At 70.6% G+C, this 18,941-nt stretch carries 23 protein-coding genes and 1 pseudogene; 11 read left to right on the top strand and 13 right to left on the bottom strand.

What is annotated here, in order from left to right:
• The first annotated feature begins 17 nt into the window (after nt 1-17).
• The gene (locus IH68_RS0133735) at nt 18-383 is read left to right on the top strand and encodes a YbjQ family protein (protein ID WP_030942577.1); all 366 of its coding nucleotides are present in this window, start codon (nt 18-20) and stop codon (nt 381-383) included.
• An 18-nt stretch (nt 384-401) separates the two neighbouring features.
• Here IH68_RS0133735 and IH68_RS0133730 read toward each other — a convergent pair whose 3' ends face one another.
• Nucleotides 402-1,184, bottom strand: a complete 783-nt coding sequence (locus tag IH68_RS0133730) for a MerR family transcriptional regulator (protein WP_030942575.1) — start codon at nt 1,182-1,184, stop codon at nt 402-404.
• A 121-nt stretch (nt 1,185-1,305) separates the two neighbouring features.
• Here IH68_RS0133730 and IH68_RS0133725 point away from each other — a divergent pair, with 121 nt between their 5' ends.
• Together IH68_RS0133725 and IH68_RS0133720 are read left to right on the top strand one after the other, a co-directional pair.
• On the top strand, nt 1,306-2,592 hold the full coding sequence (locus IH68_RS0133725; protein WP_030942573.1) for an ion channel protein: 1,287 nt from the start codon (nt 1,306-1,308) through the stop codon (nt 2,590-2,592).
• A gap of 33 nt (nt 2,593-2,625) precedes the next feature.
• A complete protein-coding gene (locus IH68_RS0133720) occupies nt 2,626-4,026 on the top strand; it encodes a glutamate decarboxylase (RefSeq protein ID WP_030942571.1) in 1,401 nt (466 codons plus the stop codon).
• 84 nt (nt 4,027-4,110) lie between these two features.
• On the opposite strand, the pseudogene IH68_RS53865 reads toward IH68_RS0133720, so the two are convergent.
• The 5 genes and pseudogenes from IH68_RS53865 to IH68_RS0133695 all read right to left on the bottom strand — a co-directional run.
• Nucleotides 4,111-4,300: pseudogene (locus IH68_RS53865) on the bottom strand (ATP-binding cassette domain-containing protein); the annotation flags it as partial.
• A 3-nt stretch (nt 4,301-4,303) separates the two neighbouring features.
• Nucleotides 4,304-4,945 carry a PadR family transcriptional regulator gene (locus IH68_RS0133710; protein WP_030942569.1) on the bottom strand — a complete coding sequence of 214 codons (642 nt, stop codon included), beginning with the start codon at nt 4,943-4,945 and terminating at the stop codon, nt 4,304-4,306.
• 23 nt (nt 4,946-4,968) lie between these two features.
• Nucleotides 4,969-5,508 carry a DinB family protein gene (locus IH68_RS0133705; RefSeq protein ID WP_030942567.1) on the bottom strand — a complete coding sequence of 180 codons (540 nt, stop codon included), beginning with the start codon at nt 5,506-5,508 and terminating at the stop codon, nt 4,969-4,971.
• Between the two features lie 120 nt (nt 5,509-5,628).
• A complete protein-coding gene (locus IH68_RS0133700) occupies nt 5,629-7,092 on the bottom strand; it encodes an aldehyde dehydrogenase family protein (RefSeq protein WP_030942565.1) in 1,464 nt (487 codons plus the stop codon).
• A gap of 112 nt (nt 7,093-7,204) precedes the next feature.
• Nucleotides 7,205-8,029 carry a helix-turn-helix domain-containing protein gene (locus tag IH68_RS0133695; protein ID WP_051833872.1) on the bottom strand — a complete coding sequence of 275 codons (825 nt, stop codon included), beginning with the start codon at nt 8,027-8,029 and terminating at the stop codon, nt 7,205-7,207.
• Nucleotides 8,030-8,389: 360 nt separating this feature from the next.
• Between IH68_RS0133695 and IH68_RS0133690 the strand changes: the two genes are divergently transcribed.
• Complete coding sequence (locus tag IH68_RS0133690; RefSeq protein WP_030942562.1) at nt 8,390-8,884, top strand: ATP-binding protein; 495 nt, start codon at nt 8,390-8,392, stop codon at nt 8,882-8,884.
• A 93-nt stretch (nt 8,885-8,977) separates the two neighbouring features.
• Here the strand turns inward: IH68_RS0133690 and IH68_RS0133685 are convergent, their stop codons facing one another.
• The 5 genes from IH68_RS0133685 to rpmG all read right to left on the bottom strand — a co-directional run bounded on the left by IH68_RS0133685 (nt 8,978) and on the right by rpmG (nt 11,376).
• Complete coding sequence (locus IH68_RS0133685; protein WP_051833879.1) at nt 8,978-9,196, bottom strand: DUF397 domain-containing protein; 219 nt, start codon at nt 9,194-9,196, stop codon at nt 8,978-8,980.
• A gap of 388 nt (nt 9,197-9,584) precedes the next feature.
• Entirely contained in the window at nt 9,585-9,818 is a 234-nt protein-coding gene (gene rpsR, locus IH68_RS0133680) for a 30S ribosomal protein S18 (RefSeq protein WP_030942559.1), read from the bottom strand.
• A 5-nt stretch (nt 9,819-9,823) separates the two neighbouring features.
• The gene (locus IH68_RS0133675; protein ID WP_030942558.1) at nt 9,824-10,951 is read right to left on the bottom strand and encodes a CobW family GTP-binding protein; all 1,128 of its coding nucleotides are present in this window, start codon (nt 10,949-10,951) and stop codon (nt 9,824-9,826) included.
• Nucleotides 10,948-11,202 carry a type B 50S ribosomal protein L31 gene (locus tag IH68_RS0133670; RefSeq protein ID WP_030942557.1) on the bottom strand — a complete coding sequence of 85 codons (255 nt, stop codon included), beginning with the start codon at nt 11,200-11,202 and terminating at the stop codon, nt 10,948-10,950. The genes IH68_RS0133675 and IH68_RS0133670 overlap by 4 nt, the downstream gene beginning before the upstream one ends.
• 9 nt (nt 11,203-11,211) lie before the next feature.
• Complete coding sequence (rpmG, locus tag IH68_RS0133665) at nt 11,212-11,376, bottom strand: 50S ribosomal protein L33 (protein WP_030573688.1); 165 nt, start codon at nt 11,374-11,376, stop codon at nt 11,212-11,214.
• Between the two features lie 74 nt (nt 11,377-11,450).
• On the opposite strand from rpmG, the gene rpmB reads away from it, so the two are divergent.
• From rpmB to IH68_RS0133645, 4 genes are all read left to right on the top strand, one after another.
• On the top strand, nt 11,451-11,687 hold the full coding sequence (gene rpmB, locus IH68_RS0133660; protein WP_030942555.1) for a 50S ribosomal protein L28: 237 nt from the start codon (nt 11,451-11,453) through the stop codon (nt 11,685-11,687).
• Complete coding sequence (gene rpsN / locus IH68_RS0133655; protein WP_030942553.1) at nt 11,687-11,992, top strand: 30S ribosomal protein S14; 306 nt, start codon at nt 11,687-11,689, stop codon at nt 11,990-11,992. The genes rpmB and rpsN overlap by 1 nt, the downstream gene beginning before the upstream one ends.
• A gap of 183 nt (nt 11,993-12,175) precedes the next feature.
• A complete protein-coding gene (locus IH68_RS0133650) occupies nt 12,176-12,703 on the top strand; it encodes a hypothetical protein (RefSeq protein ID WP_030942551.1) in 528 nt (175 codons plus the stop codon).
• 104 nt (nt 12,704-12,807) lie between these two features.
• Complete coding sequence (locus IH68_RS0133645) at nt 12,808-13,332, top strand: DUF4232 domain-containing protein (protein ID WP_030942549.1); 525 nt, start codon at nt 12,808-12,810, stop codon at nt 13,330-13,332.
• A gap of 212 nt (nt 13,333-13,544) precedes the next feature.
• Here IH68_RS0133645 and IH68_RS0133640 read toward each other — a convergent pair whose 3' ends face one another.
• Nucleotides 13,545-14,702: a DUF2786 domain-containing protein gene (locus tag IH68_RS0133640; protein WP_030942546.1), complete on the bottom strand. Its 1,158-nt coding sequence runs from the start codon at nt 14,700-14,702 to the stop codon at nt 13,545-13,547.
• 34 nt (nt 14,703-14,736) lie between these two features.
• Nucleotides 14,737-15,681: a S41 family peptidase gene (locus tag IH68_RS0133635; RefSeq protein WP_030942544.1), complete on the bottom strand. Its 945-nt coding sequence runs from the start codon at nt 15,679-15,681 to the stop codon at nt 14,737-14,739.
• Between the two features lie 112 nt (nt 15,682-15,793).
• On the opposite strand from IH68_RS0133635, the gene IH68_RS0133630 reads away from it, so the two are divergent.
• Genes IH68_RS0133630 through IH68_RS0133620 form a run of 3 tightly spaced genes read left to right on the top strand, consistent with a single transcriptional unit; the run spans nt 15,794 to nt 18,911 of the window.
• Nucleotides 15,794-16,417, top strand: a complete 624-nt coding sequence (locus IH68_RS0133630) for a LysE family translocator (protein ID WP_030942541.1) — start codon at nt 15,794-15,796, stop codon at nt 16,415-16,417.
• Between the two features lie 31 nt (nt 16,418-16,448).
• The gene (locus IH68_RS0133625; protein WP_030942539.1) at nt 16,449-17,177 is read left to right on the top strand and encodes a Clp protease N-terminal domain-containing protein; all 729 of its coding nucleotides are present in this window, start codon (nt 16,449-16,451) and stop codon (nt 17,175-17,177) included.
• Between the two features lie 42 nt (nt 17,178-17,219).
• On the top strand, nt 17,220-18,911 hold the full coding sequence (locus IH68_RS0133620; protein WP_030942538.1) for a bifunctional 3'-5' exonuclease/DNA polymerase: 1,692 nt from the start codon (nt 17,220-17,222) through the stop codon (nt 18,909-18,911).
• The last annotated feature ends 30 nt before the right edge of the window (nt 18,912-18,941 follow it).

Raw genomic sequence — 18,941 nt, 5'->3', positions numbered from 1 at the left:
CACAAAGCTGTGAGGTTATGGGCATTGATGAGTACGGCGGCGGGCAGGGACCCCAGCCGGATGTGTTGGTCGTCACGACGAACGACGTTCCCGGGCACCGGGTTCAGGAGGTCCTCGGTGAGGTCTTCGGGCTGACGGTGCGCTCCCGGCATCTGGGGAGCCAGATCGGCGCGGGGCTGAAGTCGATGATCGGCGGCGAGCTGAAGGGGCTCACCAAGACGCTGGTGCAGACCCGGAACCAGGCCATGGAGCGGCTCGTCGAGCAGGCACGCGCGCGTGGGGCGAATGCCGTGCTGATGTTCCGGTTCGACGTGACCGAGGCTGCGGACGTGGGCACCGAGGTGTGCGCCTACGGGACGGCGGTGGTCCTGGCCCGGGAGTGAAAACCCGGGCCAGGAGGGCTACGAGGTGTGGCGGGACGCGTTCGCCTCGATGGCTTCGCTGAGGTGTTCGGCGAGGCCCGGGCGCATGGAGTCGTAGAACGCCTTGAACCGCTCGTCGGAGACGTACATCTCCCCGAAGCAGCGGTGCATCTCGTACGGAACCTCGAAGAAGTACCTGCTGATGTGCTGCCGGTGTTCCTCGGCCAGGTCCATGGCGGCCTCGCCGGTGGGCTGCTCCCCGGCGGCCACCAGGTCGGCGTACCGGCGGCCCCAGTCGTCGACCTCGGCCTGGATGCGCTTCCAGTCCTCCTTGGTGTAGGTGGCCGCGCGGCGCTGTGACTCGGCGTACGCCTCCGTGCCGCCCCAGCGTTGTTCCGCCTCCTCGGCGTACTGCTCGGGGTCCTTGTCCCCGAAGACCTCGAACCGCTCTTCGGGGGTGAGGTTGATGCCCATCTTGCGTGCCTCCATGGCGTGCTCCACGGCCGCCGCCATCTTCTGCAGCCTCTCGATCCGGGCGGTCAGCAGCTCGTGCTGGCGGCGCAGGTGCGCGCGCGGGTCCGCGGCCGGGTCGTCGAGCAGGGCGGCGACCTCGTCGAGCGGGAAGCCGAGCTCGCGGTAGAACAGGATCTGCTGCAGCCGGTCGAGGTCGGCCTCGCTGTAGCGCCGGTGGCCCGCGTGGCTGCGCTCGCTCGGGGCGAGCAGGCCGATGTCGTCGTAGTGGTGCAGCGTGCGCACCGTGACGCCGGCGAAGCCCGCGACCTGTCCCACGGAGTAGCCGTCCTGTCCTGCCGAGTGACTCACTTCGTCCGCTCCCTTCTCGGTACGCACTCCACGGTGAGTCCTCACGTCACGTGAGGTGCAAGCCCGGAGCCAGGAGAAGATTCCGGATGTTCTGATCCTTTTGTTCGCTTATGGTGAGCCCGTGGCCCACGACACCGCGCAGCAGGCGCCCGCCTCCCCCGCGGCACCCGCGCGCGCGTTGCTGCCGTTGATCCTCCCTGCTCTCGTCGTGGGCGTGGGTGCCGGCCTGCTGTTCACCGGGGTGAGCGCGGCGGGCGAGCAGCTCCAGCACGTGCTCTGGGAGAACCTGCCGGACGCCCTGGGGGTGGGCCGGTACTCCGTGCTCTGGATGCTCGTCATGCTCACCGCGACGGGTGTTGCGGTGGGGCTGGTGGTGTGGAAGGTGCCCGGTCATGCGGGGCCCGATCCGACGACCCTGGGGCTGGACGCTCCGGTGCTGGCGCCCGCCGTGCTGCCGGGGCTGCTGGTGGCCACCACCCTGATGCTGGCGGGCGGGCCGAGCCTCGGTCCGGAGAACCCGGTCATCGCGGTGAACGTGGGGCTCGCCTTCTGGCTGGGGCGGCGGCTGCTCCCCCGGATGCCGGGCGGGCTGTGGGCGGCGCTGGCGGAGGCGGCGACGATCGGTGCGCTGTTCGGGACGCCGGTGGCGGCGGCGCTGGTCATCTCCGAGGCGCTGGCCGGGCGGCAGCTGAAGGGGCTGCTCTGGGACAACGTGTTCGGGCCGCTGCTGGCGGGCGGGGCGGGCGCCCTCACGACCACCCTGGTGGCGCATCCGAGCTTCGACCTGGATCTGCCCCCGTTCGGCGGGCATCCAGGCTGGGGCGATCTTCTGGCCGCCCTGGTGATCGCGCCGCTGGCGGCGCTGCTCGGCATGTGCGCGGTGTACGCCTTCCCGTACGTCCACGCCGTCTTCCGGCGCCTGAGACACCCGATGATCGCACTTCCGGCCGGCGGGCTGGTCCTGGGGCTGCTGGGCGCCCTGGGCGGGCATCTGACGCTCTTCAAGGGGCTGGACCAGGTCGCGGAGCTGGCGCGGGATCCCGAAGGCCGGTCGGCGGGCGCGTTCGTCGGGATGGCGGTGGTGAAGCTGGCTGCGCTGGTCGTCGCGGCGTCCTGCGGCTTCCGGGGCGGGCGGATCTTTCCGGCGGTGTTCGTCGGCGCCGCCTTCGGCCTGGGCACGCATGCCCTCTTACCCGCCGTTCACCCGACGCTCGGTGTCGCCGCGGGAGTCCTGGGCATGCTCCTCGCCGTCACCCGGCAGGGCTGGGTGAGCCTGTTCACGGCCGCAGTCCTGGTGGCCTCGCCGACGATCCTCGCCCTCCTGTGCATCGCCTCGCTGCCCGCCTGGCTGCTGGTGACCGGCCGGCCCCAGATGCGGCTGCGCGACGACGGAACTCCGGTCCGCTGACACCCGTTCCCGAGAAGACACGAGGAGACGTCCATGCCGCTCCACGAAGGTCCCGAGAAGCCCGACGAGCGCCCGCTGTCGGTCAACCCCTTCTACGGGGAGGCCAATCCGGTCGGCGGCATGACCCAGGCGCCGCCCAAGCACCGGCTCCCGGACACTCCCCTGCCGCCGATGACGGCGTACCAGCTGGTGCACGACGAGCTGATGCTGGACGGCAACTCACGGCTGAATCTCGCCACTTTCGTCACCACCTGGATGGAGCCGCAGGCCGGCGTCCTGATGGCGGAGTGCCGGGACAAGAACATGATCGACAAGGACGAGTACCCGCGCACCGCCGAGCTGGAGCGGCGCTGTGTGGCGATGCTCGCCGACCTGTGGAACGCGCCGGATCCGTCGGCGGCGGTGGGCTGTTCGACGACCGGTTCGAGCGAGGCGTGCATGCTCGCCGGGATGGCGCTCAAGCGGCGCTGGTCCAAGCGGAACCCTGCCCCGGGCGCCCGCCCCAACCTCGTCATGGGCGTCAACGTCCAGGTCTGCTGGGACAAGTTCTGCAACTTCTGGGAGGTGGAGCCCCGTCTGGTCCCCATGGAGGGCGAGCGCTTCCACCTCGATCCGGAGGCCGCGGCCGCCCTCTGCGACGAGAACACCATCGGGGTCGTCGGCATCCTCGGCTCCACCTTCGACGGCTCGTACGAGCCCATCGCCGACCTGTGTGCGGCGCTCGACGCCCTCCAGGAGCGCACGGGGCTGGACATCCCGGTCCACGTCGACGGCGCGTCCGGCGCCATGGTCGCACCCTTCCTCGACGAGGACCTGGTGTGGGACTTCCGCCTCGCGCGCGTGGCGTCCATCAACACCTCGGGGCACAAGTACGGGCTGGTCTACCCGGGCGTCGGCTGGGCGCTGTGGCGCGACAAGGAGGCGCTGCCCGAGGAACTCGTCTTCCGCGTCAACTACCTGGGCGGCGACATGCCGACCTTCGCCCTCAACTTCTCGCGCCCCGGCGCACAGGTGGTCGCCCAGTACTACACGTTCCTGCGGCTGGGCCGGGAGGGCTACCGGGCCGTGCAGCAGACCACCCGGGACGTGGCGACGGGCATCGCCGAACGGGTGGAGGCGCTCGGCGACTTCCGGCTCCTGACCAGGGGCGACGAGCTGCCCGTCTTCGCCTTCACCACCGCGCCGGGCGTGAAGTCGTACGACGTCTTCGACGTGTCCCGGCGGATGCGCGAGAAGGGCTGGCTGGTGCCCGCGTACACCTTCCCGCCGAACCGCGAGGACCTGTCCGTGCTGCGGGTGGTGTGCCGCAACGGCTTCTCGGAGGACCTCGCGGAGCTGTTCCTCGAGGACCTGACCCAGCTGCTGCCGGAACTGCGCCGGCAGCCGCACCCGTGGACCAGGGACAGGGGAGCGGCCACCGGCTTCCATCACTAGCGAACTACCGGCTCAGGCGCGCGCCCCCCCCACGGCCAGGGGAAAGAACACCGCGGGCAGCCGCGGGGGTCGAGGCCGGTCGTAGAGGGCCGCGTGCCGGCCGAGCAGGCCGATGCGCAGGCACACGGCCCGGGCCTCGGTCACCACGTCGTGCCCGGCCACCTCGGTCCGGCCCGCGTCGGGCCGCAGCAGGGTGGACAGGATCCGGACCAGGGTCGTCCTGCCCGCGCCCGTTCGGGCCCAGGACTGCTTGCACGGTGCCGCGGGCGACCGTGGTTTAGCGGTCGTCCTCGGGGTGCCGCTCCCCCGTCGCGTACGGGTTCTCCTCACCCTCGACGAGGACGCCGACGAACGGCGCGCCCTCCCCCGCGAACGTGTACGCCCCGCTCTCGATCCGCCCGATCAGCCCCTGGGTCCACTCGGCCTCGGCGTCGGCCGTGTGGACCCAGAGGTTCATGATCTCGCCGATGTGGCCGAGCTGTTCGGGGCCGTCCTCCGGGATGTAGTGCTCGGTGACGGCCCCCCGCCACTCCTCGATCCGCCGGATCCGCTCCTTGAGGAGCGCTGCCGCCTCGGCGCGCGGCAGGTCGACGAGGAAGCCGATGGCCGCCGACTTGACGTCCATCTTCTGGTCGTACGAGGTCAGCGCCTCGCGCAGCAGCCGGAAGTACTCCTCGGTGCCCCGGTCGGTGATCTCGTACTCCGTGCGCGGCGGGCCGCCGGCCGTGGACGGCGCGATCTCGTGCGCGTGCATCAGCCCTTGCTTCGCCATCTGTTTGAGCGCGTGGTAGATCGAGCCGGGCTTGGCGTTGGACCACTCGTGCGCGCCCCAGTACTCCAGGTCGTTGCGCACCTGGTAGCCGTGGGCCCGCCCGTGCTGGCGGACCGCGCCGAGCACGAGGAGACGGATCGCGGACATGCCGTCCAGCTTATTGTCAAGGCTCAGCCCGCTTGCTCCAGGGCGACCAGTTCGAACGCCGTCTTCCCGTCGAGGGATTCGCGGATGATGTCGGCGTGACCCGCGTGCCGGGCCGTCTCGCGGATCAGGTGCAGACAGAGCCAGCGCACCGAGACGCGGCCCTCCGGCGGGAACCAGGGGTCGTTCGGGAGCGGGAAGGTGTCGTCGAGGCTCGCCACCGAGCGGATGTACGCCTCCGTCTCGGCGGCGACCTTCTCCCAGTACGCGAGCTGGGACTCGACAGTCTCGCCGTCGACGAGCTGGAAGGTCTCGTGCCAGTTGGTCTCGTCCCGCTTGATGGCCGGCGGCTCCTGCTTGGCCCGGGCGATCCAGCTCTGCTCGACCTCGACGACGTGCTTGAGCAGACCGGAAAGGGACAGCTCGCTGGCACTGGGCCTGCTCGCGGCCTGCTCCTCGGTCAGCCCGAGCAGCGCGCGCCGGATGCCGCCGCGCTGTTCCTCGATGAACGAGAGCAGTGCTCCGCGCTCGTCTCCCCGAGCCTCTGCGGGAACGTGAGTGACCATGACCGCCGCCTTTCGCCGGTGGCAGGGAGTCCGTCCCCCTGCCTGACACCGACGAAGCTACGGGCCATTGAGGTCAGGTTCTGTCCTCAATGGCCCCGCTGCGGAAACTCACCCTGGAACTCAGAAGGGGAACCCGCTCCGCCCGTGCTGAACCGAGATCCACTTCAGGGTGGTGAAGGAGTCGATGGTCGTCTCGCCGTTGAGGCGGCCGACGCCGGAGCTCTTCTCGCCGCCGAAGGGGACGAGGGGCTCGTCGTGGACGGTGCCGTCGTTCACATGGAACATGCCGGTCTCGATCTGCTTGGCGAAGGAGACGCCCCGCTCGATGTCGCCCGTGTGGACGGCGCCGCTCAGGCCGTACGGCGTGTCGTTGACGAGGCGTACGGCCTCCTCCTCGCCGTCGAAGGGGATGAGGAAGGCGACCGGACCGAAGACCTCCTGGCGGAGCAGGGCCGAGTCGGCGGGGACGCCGGTGAGGACGGAGGGCTCGACCAGGTTGTCGGTGGTCGTGCCGTGCACCAGGGCGGTCGCGCCCTCGGCGATGGCCTGCTCGACGGTGGCCGAAAGGGAGTCCGCCTGCGAGGAGTTGATCACCGGGCCGATGACGGTCCCCGGGTCGCTCGGGTCGCCGACCTTCAGGGTCTTCACCTTGGCGACGAACTTCTCCGTGAACTCGTCGGCGATCGAACGGTCCACCAGCACCCGGTTCGCGGCCATGCAGACCTGGCCCTGGTGGACGTAGCGGCTGAAGACCGCCGCGTCGACCGCGTAGTCGATGTCGGCGTCGTCGAGGACCACGATCGCGCTGTTGCCGCCGAGTTCGAGGACCGAGCGCTTGAAGTGCGAGGCGCAGACGGTGGCCACATGACGGCCGACCTTGTCGGAGCCGGTGAAGGAGATGACCTTGGGGATCGGGTGCTCGATGAAGGCGTCGCCGATCTCCGCTATGTCCGTGATGACGACGTTGAGCAGACCGCCGGCCAGTCCGGCGTCCTCGAAGATCTTCGCGACCAGGGAGCCGCCGGTGATCGGGGTGTTCTGGTGCGGCTTCAGCACCACGCCGTTGCCGAGCGCGAGGGCCGGGGCGACCGACTTGATCGACAGCAGGAAGGGGAAGTTGAAGGGGCTGATGACGCCCACGACGCCGACCGGGACGCGGTAGAGGCGGTTCTCCTTGCCGTCCACCGGCGAGGGGAGGATCTTGCCCTCGGGGCGCAGCGCCCACTGGATGGACTCGCGCAGGAACTCCTTGGCGAGGTGCAGCTCGAAGCCGGCCTTCAGATGGGTGCCGCCGAGCTCGGCGATGATCATCTCGGTGATCTCCTGCTCGCGCTCCTCGATCAGTTTGAGGGCCTTCTCGAGGACCGCCCGGCGCGCGTACGGGTTGGTCGCGGCCCACTGCTTCTGGGCGCGGGCCGCCGCCTGGTACGCCTCGTCGACCTCGTCGACCGTGGCTATGGTGATCGACGCCAGCTTCTCACCGTCGTACGGGTTGAAGTCGATGATGTCCCAGGAGCCGGTGCCCGGGCGCCACTCACCGTCGATGTACTGCTGGGCCAGGTCGGTGAAGTAGGACGACGACATGTGATCCCCAAATCACTAGCAGACACACGATCAACGTGACGGTCTGATCACACGTCATCGTACTTGCGGCCCAGGTGAGTTGGGGACTCTCGGCGAACCTATGGGGATAACCCTACGAGAGCTGAAGGAGACCCCGTAGAAGATCGCGGCTCTCGTCCGGTCCGGGGCTGTCCTGCTGGAGTTCCTTGAGCGCCCTCTCGTACTGGACGACGTCCTCGTGCTTGTCCAGGTAGAGCGCGCTGGTGAGCTGCTCCAGATAGACGACGTCCGAGAGGTCGGACTCCGCGAAGCTGAGGATCGTGAACGCGCCGCTCTCGCCGGAGTGGCCGCCGAAGCTGAACGGCATGATCTGCAGCCGCACGTTGGGGCGTTCGGACACCTCGATCAGATGCTGGAGCTGGTCCCGCATCACCTCGCGGTCGCCGTACGGGCGGCGCAGCGCGGCCTCGTCCAGGACGATGTGGAAGTCGGGGCCGCCCGCGGAGGCGAGGTGCTTCTGCCGCTCCAGACGCAGCGCCACACGCTTGTCGATGTCGGCCTTGCTCGCGCCCTTCATGCCACGCCGTACGACTGCACGTGCATACGCCTCGGTCTGCAGCAGGCCGTGCACGAACTGCACCTCGTACGCCCGGATCAGGTGCGCCGCGCCCTCCAGGCCCACATAAGTGGGGAACCAGCTCGGCAGGACGTCCGAGTAACTGTGCCACCAGCCCGCGACGTTGGCCTCCCGGGCGAGGGAGAGCAGCGAGGTGCGCTCCTGCTCGTCCGTGATGCCGTACAGCGTCAACAGGTCTTCCACATCACGCGTCTTGAAGCTCACCCGGCCCAACTCCATCCGGCTGATCTTCGACTCGGACGCGCGGATCGAGTAGCCCGCCGCCTCGCGAGTGATGCCGCGCGCCTCGCGCAGCCGCCTGAGTTGCGAGCCGAGCAGCATGCGCCGCACCACCGATCCGGGCTCTCCCACGCTCACGTTCGCCAGCCTCCCCAACGCCTTCAGGGGCCGAAGTCTGCCACTAAATCACTCCGAGCAGTACTCGTCCGATTACAGAGAAGGAAAGAACCCAAAGATTCTGCACAGGAAGAGGGAAGGAGTTGGCAAGCAGCGGGAGAGAAGATGGCGGAAAAAATGGCCAACAAGCGGTACGGGAGGGTCCAATTCGGTCGCGTGCACGTGCATCTGCACCTTGCATCTGCACCGCGCATCCAAGACCATGGTCTCGCGCAACCGCTGCATCGCAACGCAACGACCGCGAATTCCTCGGGAGTGCCTCGCATGGGGACGAATGGATCGACCATGCTCGAGCCGTTACGGCAGGGCCTTCCGCCGCTGGATCCCGCGGCCGTGTCCAACGCCGCCTCCTGCGCTCTGCCCGCCCGCTACGAAGCGGTGCGCGAGGCAAGGCTGTTCACCCGCAGAACGCTCGACCAGTGGGACATAGGCGACCGTTTCGACGACGTCTGTCTGGTCGTCTCCGAACTGGTCACCAACTCGCTGCGGCACGGACTGCCGGCCGGCACCCTGTGCACCGCCGAGCAGAGCCCGCCCGTGCGGCTGCACCTGATGCGCTGGACGGCGCGGCTGGTGTGCGCGGTGCGCGACCCGAGCCATGCGACCCCGGCCCCGCGCGAGGCGGACGACTTCTCGGCGGAGTCGGGCCGCGGCCTGTTCCTGGTCGACTCCTTCGCCGACAGCTGGGGCTGGCACCCGATGGCGGGCACGCTCGGCGGCAAGGTCGTCTGGGCGCTGTTCCAGCTGCCGCACCCGCCCCAGCCGCTGCCCTCCGAATAGCGCACCCCGGCGCCGTATGACGCCGGGGTTCTACGCGCGTTACTGCACGTAAAGCGCCGATTGCCCCGAGTTGCACCCGGGGGTGAACCGGTGTCAGCCCGCTATCAGGTGGTCGAACTCGCCGTCCTTGATGCCCAGGAGCATCGCCTCGATCTCCGCGCGCGTGTAGACGAGCGCCGGACCGTCGGGGAAGCGCGAGTTGCGCACGGCAACGTCCCCGCCGGGCAGGCGGGCGAACTCCACGCAGGAGCCCTGCGAGTTGCTGTGCCGGCTCTTCTGCCAGGCCACACCGTCCAACTCCGTGGCCGCCATGCCGTTGTACACGTCGTGGTCCACAGGTCGCTCCCGGTGGTGCGGTGGCTTTGGGGCCAGTGATGCAGTGGTCAACTGGTCCGGATCATAGCCGTGTTCACGTGCGGATGCATGAGCAGATGCACGTGCACGCGGGGTGGTTCTGTGGTTACAGCTGTGACGTACGGGGTGTGGCATCCGTTCCAGCGCATGCCCCGGAGCCCACATGACATGCGCCGGAGCCAAAACCCTCGTGCACTAGGGAGAGACGCGTATCGCGGCCTTCTTGTTCCACCTTCAAGTGCTCGACCGGCATGATTCAGCCGTCCGGCGTTCGAGGACGAGGCCGTTGAGGCCGATCGGGGGTCCAGGGGGCAGAGCCCCCTGGGGACGGTGCCGTGGCGAAGCGTCAGCGGCCGACGTACGGCAACAATGCCATCTCCCGGGCGTTCTTGATCGCGCGGGCGAGCAGTCGCTGCTGCTGGGCCGTGACACGGGTGACGCGACGGCTGCGGATCTTGCCGCGGTCGGAGATGAACTTCCGCAGCAGGTCGGTGTCCTTGTAGTCGATGTACGTGATCCCGGCCGTGTCCAGCGGGTTGGGGCGGGACTTGGCGGGGCTGCGGTCGGGCTTGCGGGCCATGCGGGTCAGACCTCCAGGAGGGTGTCGAAGGCGGGCGGCAGCCGCTTCCAGGCGGCGCGCCCGGCGGCGTACTCGGCGTCGGTCAGCAGGCAGGACTCCAGCAGGTGTTCGAGTCCGTCGCGGTCGAGGCCGGGCGAGGTGAAGACGAGGTGCTGACAGCAGTCGCCGTGCTCGGGATGCCAGTCCAGTGCGGCGGCGGCGCGGCGCACGGGCGGGACCATGTCCCAGGCGGCGTCGGGGAGCGAGGCCAGCCACGGCCCCGCACTCTCCACGCACAGGGCCCCGCCCGCCGCGTCCCAGTGCAGCAGTGTGTCCGGCTTGTCGGCGAGCCAGAACCGGCCCCGGCTGCGGGCCGCGGCGCAGGTCAGATCCTCCAGCGCCGCATACAGCCGCTCCGGGTGGAAGGGGCGGCTGCGGTGCCAGACGAGGGTGGAGACGCCGTGCGCGTCGGCCTCGGCGGGGAGGAGCGCACAGGCCGGATGCTGGGCCGCAGCCGCCGCCTCGACGTCAAAACCTGCGAGGGCGGCCACCGCCAGGTCACCGTGGCCGATGACGACTTGGCGGGCCGTCGGGTGGAGCTGGGCGAGCAGCTCACGGTCCTCCTCGTCGGCCTCCTCGGAGTCGGTGACGGCGAGGATCGGGGCGTACTCCAGCTGGCGCGCGAAGGTGTCCGCGACCGTCCGCTGGTCCGTGGCCGCCGCGGCGAGGCCACCGTCGGCGAGGTCGTCGCCGTTGCCGAGGTAAGGCAGGACGAGTGCCGGGTCCACGGCTGTGATGACGCCGGTGACCGTCAGGCCTCCGGCCACGACCACCTCGGCCATGGCCTTTGGTTCGACGGAGTCCCACAGCTCGACGACGGCGAGGCGCGTGTCCCCCGCGTCCGCGAGCCGGCGCAGCTCGGGGACGAGGTCCTCCCTGAGCGCACAGCACGCGCAGTCGTTGACCAGGGGCGCCTCACCGGCCGACACGAGACCGCTCGCGTCGCGGATCGTCCGTACGACCGTGCCCGCCGCGGCCGTGGCGAGGTCGTGGTGGAGTACGACGCTGCCGGGGACGTCGGCCAGCAGTCGGGCGACAGCCGCCTTGCGGGCGTCGGCGTGCAGCCCGCCGACGATCACCACCGACAGGCTCACGCTCGGCCCCGCTTCCCGAACCGGCGCTCGAAGCGCTCCACACGGCCGGCGGTGTCCAGGACACGGGCGGTACCGGTGTAGAAGGGGTGGCTGACGTTCGAGATCTCGACGTCCACGACGGGGTACGTGTGGCCGTCCTCCCACTCGATCGTCTTGTCGCTGCTCATCGTCGAGCGGGTGAGGAAGGCGTGGTTCGCGGCACGGTCGCGGAAGACGACGGGACCGTAGGCCGGGTGGATTCCGTTGCGCATGGCGTTGGTTCAGCGCTCCTCTCGGAAGTCGACGTGGCGGCCGGCGACCGGGTCGTACTTGCGCAGGGTCATGCGGTCGGGGTCGTTGCGGCGGTTCTTGCGGGTCACGTAGGTGTAGCCGGTCCCCGCCGTGGAGCGGAGCTTGATGACCGGGCGGAGTTCGTTGCGAGCCATGGTGATACCTTACTGAAAATGAATTCCATTAGCGACATCGCTTCAGGGATCACATCAGGAGAGGTACGTCACCCATGTCCGCGCACTGCATGCTGACCGGGGCACAGCCCGGATTCGGCAACCGCATCTCCCGCTCCCACCGGCGGACCTCCCGCCGTTTCGACCCCAACATCCAGAGCAAGCGGTACTGGCTGCCGAGCGAGGGCCGATACGTACGGCTGCGGCTGAGCACGAAGGGGATCAAGACGGTCGACACGATCGGCGTCGAGGCGGCCGTGGCGCGGATCCGCGCTCGGGGGGTGCGGGTCTGATGGCGAAGAAGAGCAAGATCGCGAAGAACGAGCAGCGGCAGGAGATCGTCGCCCGGTACGCCGAGCGGCGCGCCGAGCTGAAGGAGATCATCCGGCGGCCGTCGACGACGGAGGAGGAACGGCTCGCCGCCCAGCGGGAGTTGCGGCGCCAGCCGCGCGACGCCAGCGCGACACGCGTACGCAACCGGGACCAGGTGGACGGGCGGCCGCGGGGGTACTTCCGGGCGTTCGGGCTGTCACGGGTCTCGTTGCGGGGGCAGGCGCATGCCGGGTACCTGCCGGGGGTGCGCAAGTCGTCCTGGTGAGCACGGGTGGGGCCTGGGAACGCGGGTGGGTGCGGGGAGCGCGGGTGGGTCCGGTGAATCTCACAGCCGCTCCTCATGGGCCGGACGGCCGTCCCTGGTAGCTTGCTGCGGGCGTTCGGGCCGTACGGCCCGGCCACCTGCTATGGCTTGCCCCTGCTCGTTGCTACTGCTTGGGAGCTACCAGTGACTTCGGCGACCTTCACGCGTCCGGCCCGCACGGTGTCGCGCCGGCAGCTGCGGATCGCGGCCGCCGCCGCGGGGCTGGCGGGTGCGCTCGTGCTCACCGCGTGCAGCGGCGGCAGCGACTCCAAGGACGACTCCTCGACCGGCCCCTCCGCGTCCGCCGCCTCCACCGCGGACACGGGCGGCGGCACCGGCGGGACGACGAGCGCGTCCGACGGTCTGCAGGGCAGCTGGCTCGCCACGACCGGCGGCAAGGCCGTCGCCCTCGTGATCAACGGCAAGCAGGCCGGGCTCTTCTCGACCGGCGGGTCCGTGTGCAGCGGGAGCGCGGGCAAGGAGGCCGGGATGCAGATGATCCACCTCACCTGCACGAAGGGCGGCAAGGAGCGGGCGACGGGGATGGTCGACTCCGTGTCCAAGAACTCGCTGAAGATCACCTGGTCGGGCACCGTGGGCAAGGAGACCTACACCAAGGCGGAGGGCGGGACCCTGCCGTCGGGGCTGCCGACCGCGAACCTCGGTCAGTAGTCCGGCAGGGCGGGCAACCGCTGCAGGGGATCGTGCGTGATGATCCATGCATGCGATCACCGGCATCGCGCCGCCGAGTACCAGCACAGCATCAGAGGATCCACATGCGCGCCACCCCGATCACCGTCGCCGCTCTCGCCGCGGCGCTCCTCCTGACCGCCTGCGACGGCAGCGGCGGTGACAGCGGCTCCACCGACAAGGACAAGGCCGGCGGCGCCTGCACGCTCGACGCCGTCGGCGTGCAGGTCGCGGCGAGCGCCGCACCGTCCGCCGGGGACTCCGGCAATGTCACCGTCACGCTCACCAACCGCGGTTCCAAGTGCACCCTGAACGGCTTCCCGGGTGTCGACCTCTACGCGGGCAACGTCTCGAGCACCGTCCTCGCCACCAAGGCCGCGAAGGCCCAGAAGCTGACCCTCACCAAGGACGCGACCACCTCCTTCACGATCACGTACGTCCGGGGCGAGGCAGGCGGCAAGAAGAGCCTCCCGGTGAAGACGGTGAAGTTCACCCTGCCCGGCTCCACCGCCGACCACAGCTTCAAGTGGTCGTACGGCGACGTCGCCCTCAAGGGCGACACGAGCGAACCGAACGCCTCGGTGACGCCCTTCCAGCAGGCCGGGGACTGAGCGCTCCGCCCGGTTGTGCCGATCTGCGGCTCCGCCGCGGACCGCGGGGCGATGATGCTCCGTCGACGTCTGCGGCACCGTCGCGGCCGGCCGCTCCCCCACCGCGGCGCAGCCGCATACCGACAGGCCCCGCGCGCCTTGGGGGCGCTGCCGAGCCGGAGCGGAGTTCGCGCGGCCTGCTCAGGGCCGCCAGGCCCTGACGTCGGGGCACCTCACGGGAGCCGTGGCCGGGCCCCCACCTGGGCCCGGTCCGCTGCCTGGGCGCCCTCCGTCCAGCCTGCCTCGTCGTTCACCCCGCGCAGGCGGGTCGTCGTCGTCTCGGGGAACATGTGGTCCGTGTGGGCCGTGACCGCGACCTCGCGGGAGGCCAGTACCGGGAGCAGGTCGTCGGTCACCTGCGTCTCGGCGGCCGCCGCGAGGCGCGTGCCTATCCGGTGGGCATAGGCCGCGAGGAAGGACTGCCGGAAGGTCTTGGTGCGCTTGCGGCCGCCGGCCCGCTGGGCGGTCTCCGACTTCGTCATCGCCGTCGTGGCCTGCACGAGGAGCGAGGTGTAGAGAAGCTCGACGGCTTCCAGGTCGGCTTCGAAGCCGACGACGGTGGAGAAGCCCAGCGGCTCGTTCCACACGGCCCGACAGTGGTTCGCGGTGGCGACCGCGTCCAGCAGCACTGCCTTGGCCTGCTCGTACGGCGCCTCGACGCCGATCCGGCAGGCGCCGGGGGCGTCGGGGGACGGCGCCCGGGCCGCGAGCAGTGCCTCGTCGATGCTGTGCCGGGCCATCAGCTCCTGTGCCTTGGCGGACAGCGCCTCCGCCTCGTCCGGGAACCCGGTCGCCTCCGCCTTGGCGAGCAGCGCGCGGATACGGGTGAGCATGCGGGACTCGGATGTCGGGCCGGCTCCGGGGGCGGAACCGGGCCGCCGCGTGGGCTCGTCGAGGGGTTCGAGGGCCGGCAGGCGCAGCAGCAGGCGGTACAGCTCCAGGAGGGCGGTCGCGTGCGAGAAGCGGTCGATGCGGGGTGGGGTGCCGGTGGCCCCGGCGGTTTCGGCCGCTTCGGCGGTGAGCTCCTCCAGCTGCGCGGTCCAGCGGGGGCCGCGCGGCCCGTCGTACGGTGTCTGCGCCCGGATCAGCGCCGATGCCAGGCCCACGTGTACGTCGTCCAGCTCGCGGCGCACGATCCGGACCAGGTCGGCGGGCTGCCAGCCGCGCCGCCAGGCCGTCGCCACGAACTCCCGGCCGCGGCGGGCGAGTTCGGCGTCCGCCGCCGGGTCTGCGGCCAGCAGGGAGGCGCCCGTGTCGAGGGCGGTGTCGGACTCGGCGTACAGGGCGGCCTTGAAGGCGCGTTCGACGGTGCTGGACGGAGTGCTGGTCACTCGTCGATCGTGCCATGCGGCACTGACAGTCGGGTCAGCCGTGGATCAGGGCCAGGGCTCGGTCGAGGGCGTCCGGAGCCGGGCACGGGATGTCGGGGAGGACGCCGGTGCCTTCCCAGTTGGTGCCGGAGACCGGGTTGACGGCACGGGCGACCGGGATGGTGGCCTCCAGGTTCGGGTGGACCGTCCAGCCCTCCCGAGGGTGGGCGCCACCGCGGGTGCTCTCCCCCACGACGGTCGCGCGGCCCAGTTGCTGGAGGTCGTAGGCCAGTTCCTCGGCGGCGGAGAAGGTGTGGGGCCCGGTGAGGACGTGGACCGGCTTGGTGCCGCCGAAGCGGGTGCCGGGGACGTGCGGCAGGGTCCAGGACTGGTCGTGCCGGTCGCCCACGCGCGCGTACATGGTGTTGAGGTGGGTGCGCTCGTCAAGGAGGTAGCTGCAGACGAAGGCGACGGTGTCCGGGTCGCCGCCGCCGTTGCCCCGCAGGTCCAGGATGAGCGCCTCGGCGCGGGCGACCAGGGTGAGCGCCGCGGCGAGCGGCTCGGCCGACCAGGACAGTGGGAAGAGGAAGGGGGCCAGTTCGAGGAGGGCGGTGCCGCCCGAGAGCAGCTCGACCCTGGGCACGCCGCCCAGGGAGGTGTCGAACTCGCGGCGCATCGCGGCTTCCGCAGCCTCGCCCTGGCCCTGCGGCACCTGCTCGGGGTGGTACATGAGGCGCAGGTGCAGATCGCCGTTGACGGACTGCAGATCCGCGGTGACCAGGTCGCTCAGCTCCTCGGCGCTCTGCACGTCGTACGCCCCCTCCGCGAGGCGCCGGCGCAGCAGCACGGCCAGTTGCTCGGCGGCCTCCGGAAAGACGTAGTGCTCGGTGAGGAGCCGGGCCGTCTCGTCGACGACCGCGGGAACGTCCTGGACGGGGGCGGGTGTTGAGGCAGGGGCAGGGGCCGTGGAGGAGCTCGTCGTCAGCGTGGTCGTGGTCATGGCAGGTGAGTCAATCACCGTCCCCATGCATCCCACATGGCGTTTTCCCGGACTCGTCTCACCCACCGAAATTCGTTTCGCTCCTCTCCCTTGCCGGTTCAAGCATGGATCCATGGTGGACATGTCTTCGTACGCGGCATTCCTCGTCGCCGCCTTCGCGCTCTGCATCACTCCCGGCCCCGACATGATGTTCATCGTGGCGATGGGCGGACGGGGCGGGCCCAGGACCGGAGTGCTGGCCGCGTGCGGCGTGGCCTGTGCGATGTTCGTGCACTCGGTCGCCGCGGCGCTCGGTCTGTCGGCGCTGTTCCTGGCCCTGCCGACGCTCTATCACGTGCTGCGCTGGGCGGGTGCGGCCTATCTGCTCCACCTCGCGGTCAGGGCCTTCCGGGACCGGGCGGTGCCGGTCGAGGAGGGTACGGCGGCGGGGCCCGGGCGGCGGCGGGCCTTCTGGCAGGGGGCGGTCACCAATCTGCTCAACCCCAAGGTGATCCTCTTCAACGTCGCCTTCCTGCCGCAGTTCGTGGACCCCGGGCTGGGGCACGTGCGCGAACAGTTCCTGGTCTTCGGGCTGACGATCACGATCATGGGGCTGGGCGTGGACGGCTCGATCGGACTGCTCTCCGGAAAGCTCTCCTCGCTGCTGCGCCGGAGCCGGCGGGTGGCGCGCGGGCTGAACATCTTCAGCGGGACGGTGTTCACGGCATTGGCCGTTCGACTGTCAACCCAGGGTTGACAGTCCCCTGCTGTCAACCTAAGGTTGACACATGACGACGAACCCGAGCATCACGTCATCCGTACGTCTCGACGACCTGATCACGGCGATCAAGCGGGTCCACGCCGCGCCCCTCGACCAGCTCCAGGACGCGGTGATCGCTGCCGATCACCTCGGCGAAGTGGCGGACCACCTGATCGGCCACTTCGTCGACCAGGCCCGGCGTTCCGGAGCGTCCTGGACGGACATCGGCCAGAGCATGGGGGTCACCCGGCAGGCCGCGCAGAAGCGGTTCGTGCCGAAGGAGTCGGCCGACCTCGACCCGAGCCAGGGCTTCAGCCGGTACACCCTGCGTGCTCGCAACGTGGTGATGGCGGCCCACAACGCCGCCAAGGACGCGGGCAACTCCGAGGTGCTCCCCGCACACCTGGTCCTCGGCCTGCCGGTCGAACCGGAGGGCCTCGCAGCCAAGGCGATCGTCGCGCAAGGCATCACTCTCGACGCCGTGCGGCAGGCGGCGACCGCCGCGCTGCCGCCCGCCGCCGAGGAGGTCCCGGAGCTCGTCCCGTACGCCTCGGACGCCAAGAAGGTCCTGGAACTCACCTTCCGCGAGGCCCTGCGCCTGGGCCACAACTACATCGGCACCGAGCACATCCTGCTGGCCCTGCTGGAGTTCGAGCACGGCACAGGCCTGCTGGCGGATCTCGGCATCGAGAGGAAACCCGTGGAGGCGGACATCGCCAAGGCCCTGGAGGGCCATCCCAAGCTCCGGGACAAGTAGAGCCGGAGGCCGTTGTCAGACCCCCCTGCCACACTCGCAACCATGACCGACCGCTGGGCGCTCGCTCCGGCCGAGGACGGTGGCGTGGAGATCGCCCCCCTCGGTCCGGACGGGCTGCTCGCCGGGCCGGTCCTGTGGGAGCCCGACCTCGCGACGGCCGTGCGGGGACGGCCGGAGGTCGTGCGGTGGGTGTGGCGTTCCACGGCCGAGGTGTATCCGCGTCTGCTCGCCACGGGGGTGCGAGTGGAGCGGTGCTACGACGTCGAGGACGCCGAAACCCTCCTGCTGGGCCACGAGGGGCGGTACGGCGAGCCCCGCTCGGCGGCCGCCGCTCTGGCCCGGCTCCGCGGCGGCCCCGTACCGCCCGACCCTCCCCTGCGCTCCGCGGAACCCGGCGCGCAGTCCCCGCTCTTCGAACCGCAGACCGTCCCTGTGCCGCTGCCCGACCTCGTCGAGGTGTACGCAGAGCAGCAGCGCCGGCACGACGCCACTGTGCACCCCGACCGGATGCGGCTGCTGACGGCGGCCGAGTCGGCGGGGATGCTGGTGGCCGCCGAGATGAACCGCGCCGGGCTGCCCTGGAGCGCCGAGGTGCACCGCCGGGTGCTGCACGAACTGCTCGGCGAGCGCTATGCGGGCGGTGGCGAGCCCCGCCGCCTCGCCGAACTCGCGGACGAGGTGTCCGCCGCCTTCGGGCGCCGCGTCCGGCCCGATCTGCCCGCGGACGTCATCAAGGCGTTCGCGCAGGCCGGGATCAAGGTGAAGTCGACCCGGCGCTGGGAGATCGAGTCCGTCGACCACCCGGCGGTGAAGCCGCTGGTCGAGTACAAGAAGCTGTACCGCATCTGGGTCGCCCACGGCTGGTCCTGGCTGCAGGACTGGGTGCGGGACGGGCGGTTCAGGCCCGAGTTCCTCGCGGGCGGGACCGTCACCGGCAGATGGGTCACCCATGGCGGCGGCGCCCTGCAGATCCCCAAGGTCATCCGGCGCGCGGTGGTCGCCGACCCCGGCTGGCGGCTGGTCGTCGCGGACGCCGACCAGATGGAGCCGCGCGTGCTGGCCGCCATCTCCCGCGACCCGGGGCTGATGGAGGTGGCCGGGCGCGAGAGCGACCTCTACCAGTCCGTCTCCGACCGGGCCTTCTCCGGCGACCGCGCCCAGGCCAAGCTCGCCGTCCTCGGCGCGGTCTACGGCCAGACCTCCGGCGACGGCCTGAAGAACCTCGCCGCGCTCAGACGCCGCTTCCCCAAGGCGGTCGCGTACGTCGACGACGCGGCGCGCGCGGGCGAGGAGGGCCGGCTCGTGCGGACCTGGCTGGGGCGGACCTGCCCACCGGCGGCCGGGGCGGGCGAGGACGCGGCGGAGGAGGCGGGCATCCCTCAGGACGAACCGGCCGAGACTCCCGCCGGGACCGAGTGGGTGCCCGGTTACGCCTCCACCAACACCCGCGCCCGCGGCCGCTTCGCCCGCAACTTCGTCGTCCAGGGCAGCGCCGCCGACTGGGCCCTGCTGGTGCTCGCCGCACTGCGGCAGACCTGCGCGGACATGGCGGCCGAGCTGGTCTTCTTCCAGCACGACGAGGTGATCGTGCACTGTCCCGAGCAGGAGGCGGAAGCGGTGGTGACGGCGATCCGGGAGGCGGCGGAGCTGGCGGGGCGGCTGACGTTCGGGGAGACGCCTGTGCGGTTTCCGTTCACTACGGCGGTGGTGGAGTGTTATGCGGATGCGAAGTGAGCGGTGACCGGTGCTGGTGACGATTGCCCG

Origin of the sequence: Streptomyces sp. NRRL S-646 (genome assembly GCF_000720765.1) — a bacterium.
Classification (GTDB): Bacteria; Actinomycetota; Actinomycetes; order Streptomycetales; family Streptomycetaceae; genus Streptomyces.
The sequence above is the reverse complement of the archived record's forward strand: the minus strand, read 5'-3'. Positions and strand labels throughout refer to the sequence as shown.

What these genes read in the sequence shown, in the direction of transcription:
- IH68_RS0133735 (WP_030942577.1), top strand. Translation starts at nt 18, where the DNA reads ATGGGCATTGATGAGTACGGCGGCGGGCAGGGACCCCAGCCGGATGTG.
- IH68_RS0133720 (WP_030942571.1), top strand. Translation starts at nt 2,626, where the DNA reads ATGCCGCTCCACGAAGGTCCCGAGAAGCCCGACGAGCGCCCGCTGTCG.
- IH68_RS0133710 (WP_030942569.1), bottom strand. Translation starts at nt 4,945, where the DNA reads ATGTCCGCGATCCGTCTCCTCGTGCTCGGCGCGGTCCGCCAGCACGGG.
- IH68_RS0133705 (WP_030942567.1), bottom strand. Translation starts at nt 5,508, where the DNA reads ATGGTCACTCACGTTCCCGCAGAGGCTCGGGGAGACGAGCGCGGAGCA.
- IH68_RS0133700 (WP_030942565.1), bottom strand. Translation starts at nt 7,092, where the DNA reads ATGTCGTCGTCCTACTTCACCGACCTGGCCCAGCAGTACATCGACGGT.
- IH68_RS0133695 (WP_051833872.1), bottom strand. Translation starts at nt 8,029, where the DNA reads ATGCTGCTCGGCTCGCAACTCAGGCGGCTGCGCGAGGCGCGCGGCATC.
- IH68_RS0133690 (WP_030942562.1), top strand. Translation starts at nt 8,390, where the DNA reads ATGCTCGAGCCGTTACGGCAGGGCCTTCCGCCGCTGGATCCCGCGGCC.
- IH68_RS0133685 (WP_051833879.1), bottom strand. Translation starts at nt 9,196, where the DNA reads ATGGCGGCCACGGAGTTGGACGGTGTGGCCTGGCAGAAGAGCCGGCAC.
- rpsR (WP_030942559.1), bottom strand. Translation starts at nt 9,818, where the DNA reads ATGGCCCGCAAGCCCGACCGCAGCCCCGCCAAGTCCCGCCCCAACCCG.
- IH68_RS0133670 (WP_030942557.1), bottom strand. Translation starts at nt 11,202, where the DNA reads ATGCGCAACGGAATCCACCCGGCCTACGGTCCCGTCGTCTTCCGCGAC.
- rpmG (WP_030573688.1), bottom strand. Translation starts at nt 11,376, where the DNA reads ATGGCTCGCAACGAACTCCGCCCGGTCATCAAGCTCCGCTCCACGGCG.
- rpmB (WP_030942555.1), top strand. Translation starts at nt 11,451, where the DNA reads ATGTCCGCGCACTGCATGCTGACCGGGGCACAGCCCGGATTCGGCAAC.
- rpsN (WP_030942553.1), top strand. Translation starts at nt 11,687, where the DNA reads ATGGCGAAGAAGAGCAAGATCGCGAAGAACGAGCAGCGGCAGGAGATC.
- IH68_RS0133645 (WP_030942549.1), top strand. Translation starts at nt 12,808, where the DNA reads ATGCGCGCCACCCCGATCACCGTCGCCGCTCTCGCCGCGGCGCTCCTC.
- IH68_RS0133635 (WP_030942544.1), bottom strand. Translation starts at nt 15,681, where the DNA reads ATGACCACGACCACGCTGACGACGAGCTCCTCCACGGCCCCTGCCCCT.
- IH68_RS0133630 (WP_030942541.1), top strand. Translation starts at nt 15,794, where the DNA reads ATGGTGGACATGTCTTCGTACGCGGCATTCCTCGTCGCCGCCTTCGCG.
- IH68_RS0133625 (WP_030942539.1), top strand. Translation starts at nt 16,449, where the DNA reads ATGACGACGAACCCGAGCATCACGTCATCCGTACGTCTCGACGACCTG.
- IH68_RS0133620 (WP_030942538.1), top strand. Translation starts at nt 17,220, where the DNA reads ATGACCGACCGCTGGGCGCTCGCTCCGGCCGAGGACGGTGGCGTGGAG.